The 3075-nt window shown below is 39.9% G+C and carries 2 protein-coding genes and 2 pseudogenes; 2 read left to right on the forward strand and 2 right to left on the reverse strand.

What is annotated here, in order from left to right:
* Window positions 1-89 (reverse strand): annotated as a pseudogene (locus AC1M9D_RS13870) (IS1 family transposase); the annotation flags it as partial.
* A gap of 2 nt (window positions 90-91) precedes the next feature.
* On the opposite strand from AC1M9D_RS13870, the pseudogene AC1M9D_RS13875 reads away from it, so the two are divergent.
* Window positions 92-565, forward strand: a pseudogene (locus tag AC1M9D_RS13875) (efflux RND transporter permease subunit); the annotation flags it as partial.
* Between the two features lie 76 nt (window positions 566-641).
* Window positions 642-1547 (forward strand): cation diffusion facilitator family transporter, encoded by a 906-nt coding sequence (locus tag AC1M9D_RS13880; protein WP_092766410.1) that lies wholly within the window; start codon window positions 642-644, stop codon window positions 1545-1547.
* Between the two features lie 48 nt (window positions 1548-1595).
* Here AC1M9D_RS13880 and AC1M9D_RS13885 read toward each other — a convergent pair whose 3' ends face one another.
* On the reverse strand, window positions 1596-2978 hold the full coding sequence (locus AC1M9D_RS13885) for an LLM class flavin-dependent oxidoreductase (protein ID WP_481612424.1): 1383 nt from the start codon (window positions 2976-2978) through the stop codon (window positions 1596-1598).
* Between the last annotated feature and the right edge of the window lie 97 nt (window positions 2979-3075).

Genomic DNA, 3075 nt, shown 5'->3' on the forward strand with positions numbered 1-3075 from the left:
CTGATACGCTCGACTTCAGCAATATCTCTTACACCGCTTCCTCTGACCATTAAATGTAATATCTTGCCGGTAATACCTGAATTACACCCTTCCATTGGCTTTGATTACGATTTTTATCCTGCTGATGGCTGTATTCAAAAATATAAGAGAAAGTTTATTGGTATTCACGGGCGTACCCTTTGCTCTCACGGGGGGAGTCTTATTTTTATGGTTACGTGATATTCCCATCTCAATGTCTGCGGGTATTGGTTTTATCGCTTTATCAGGTGTCGCTGTTCTGAATGGACTGGTTATGTTGACCTTTATTAAGGAGCTAAGAAGTGAATACAGTTTAAAAGATGCCATTTGGCAAGGTGCAATGTTGCGATTACGTCCTGTGCTGATGACTGCTTTTGTGGCGTCTTTAGGATTTGTTCCAATGGCGCTTGCTACGGGTACGGGTGCTGAAGTACAGCGACCGCTTGCGACAGTGGTTATCGGTGGAATTATTTCATCCACCATACTGACGCTACTACTTTTACCTGTATTGTATAGGTGGATGAATCAAGCAAAAGCAGAACAATAAATTAAACAATAACATTATGTATATGAATCAGAAGCCTCACTTTATTTTAAGTGAGGCTTCTGATGAGGAGTATAAAATGGGTAGTTCGCATAATCATGATCACAGTCATGTGGAAGTCAGTAAAGACAACGCAAAGAAACTAACTTTTGCTTTAGCCTTAACCACGACATTTTTAATTATTGAAGTTGTTGCTGCATTTATTACTCAAAGTTTAGCTTTGCTGTCAGATGCTGCACATATGTTTACTGATGCTGCTGCTCTAGCCATCGCGTTGGTTGCAATTAAGATTGGTCAAAAGCCTGCAGACAATAAGCGAACTTTTGGTTACCAGCGATTTGAAATTTTGGCAGCTCTATTTAATGCGGTGATGTTATTTATCGTTGCAATTTATATTTTGATAGAAGCGATTCATCGATTAAGTAATCCTCCTGAAATTCAGAGTGTTGGAATGATGATAGTCGCCGTCATTGGCTTAATCATTAATTTAATTTCGATGAAGATTCTTTTTTCGAGTAGTAAAGATAGCCTCAATGTCAAAGGTGCATATCTAGAAGTATTAAGTGATGCACTTGGTTCTGTAGGTGTGATCATCGGTGCTGTGATTATTTATTTTACAGGCTGGGTACTTATTGACACGATTATCGCAGTCCTGATCGGATTTTGGGTCTTACCACGTGCTTGGATTCTCGCCAAGCAAAGTGTAAATATCCTACTTGAAGGTGTGCCTGATGAGATTGATATTGAAAAGCTCCGTACAGATTTATTATCGCTTGAAGGAGTTAAGGACATTCACCAATTAAAAGTTTGGGCGATCACATCAAAAAAAGTCATGCTCACAGTTCATTTGGTTGCACCGAATGTCGATCCTAAACGTTTACATCAACAAGCTTTTGAAATGTTAAGTCATGATCACCATATTACTGAAATGACCTTGCAGATAGAAGATGATGCATATCACCATGAACTAGAACATCAGCATTAAAAAAAGCCCCGAAAAGCGCTTTTTTACATATAGAGAATTTAAATTGATCTACACAGATTCAAGTGTTGCGGTTTGGGTTGAAGTGTGCAACCCATTCGTTGATGACTTACGGTATTGAGCACCACGATGATCATCTGGAAGTAATGGTCCATGACCAAACAACTTTTCTCTCAGTGTCCCCTTGGTATATTCTGTAGGGTAAACACCGCGACGTTGTAACTCAGGAACGACGTATTCGACCACGTCTTCAAAAGATTGATGTGCCAAAATATAAGCCAAATTGAATCCATCAATGCCAGTTTCATCCACCCATTCTTGAAGACGATCGGCTACTGTGCTTGGTGAGCCGACAATCACGGGGCCGTTTCCACCTACACTGGTCCATTTTGCAATTTCTTCAATGGTCCAAACTTTATCTGGATCTGCTTCTACGTAAGATTGCAACATAGACTGAATGGCATTGGTATGAATATATTCAACCTGGTCTGTAGCTTTGAATTGTGAAAAATCTACACCAGACCACCCTGAAGCGAGTGTTAATCCACCATCATAACTACCGTAAGATTGATACTCTGCAAATTTAGCCTGTGCTTTTTCATCAGTTTCATCGACCACAATCGCAAGCATCGTATAGATTAAAACAGCGTTTGGATCTTTACCTTCTTCGATAAGATTATGGCGAATTCCTTGTGCTAACTTTTTTACAGCAACTTTCGTTGGTGCAGATATAAATACGCATTCTGCATTTTGACTGGCAAATTTTTGTCCACGCTTTGATGCACCTGCTTGGTATAAAACAGGTGTGCGTTGCGGAGAAGGTTCACAGATATGAATACCTGGCACGCTAAAATATTTACCTTCATGTTGGATTGGATGAACTTTGGTGTGATCCGCAAAAATACCAGCGGCTTTGTCACGTCGTACCGCATCATTTTCCCAAGAACCTTCCCAAAGTTTATATAAAACTTCCAGATACTCATCTGCAATATCATAACGATTGTCGTGACTCACTTGGGTTTTTAAACCTAAGTTTTTAGATCCGCTTTCTAAATATGAAGTCACAATATTCCAACCCGCACGACCTTTGGTGAGATGATCCAATGTGCTCATACGTCGTGCGAAGGGATAAGGATGTTCGAATGAAATAGAGGTGGTTACACCAAAGCCTAAATGTTGGGTGACTGCTGCCATTGCTGGAACAATCTGAATTGGATCATTCACAGGAACTTGAACAGCACCATTTAAAGCATGTTGAGCCGATTGATGATACACATCATAAATACCCAAAACATCTGCAAGAAAAATACCGTCAAAAATACCTTTTTCTAATATTTTTGCTAAATCAGTCCAATATTCCAAATCTTTATATTCTGTAGAGCGATCGAGCGGATGACGCCATAAGCCTGGGGACTGATGTACAATGCAATTCATTTCAAAAGGGCTTTGTTGCACAAAGATTTGAAATGCAAAGCGCCCCTAATTGAGCCAAATTTAAGGCGTAACTTGGGTAAGTGGTCGACCTAATTCC

Source organism: Acinetobacter sp. ANC_7682 (assembly GCF_056779795.1).

Coding starts and splice junctions, on each gene's coding strand:
- AC1M9D_RS13880 (WP_092766410.1), top strand. CDS start 642: ATGGGTAGTTCGCATAATCATGATCACAGTCATGTGGAAGTCAGTAAA.
- AC1M9D_RS13885 (WP_481612424.1), bottom strand. CDS start 2,978: ATGAATTGCATTGTACATCAGTCCCCAGGCTTATGGCGTCATCCGCTC.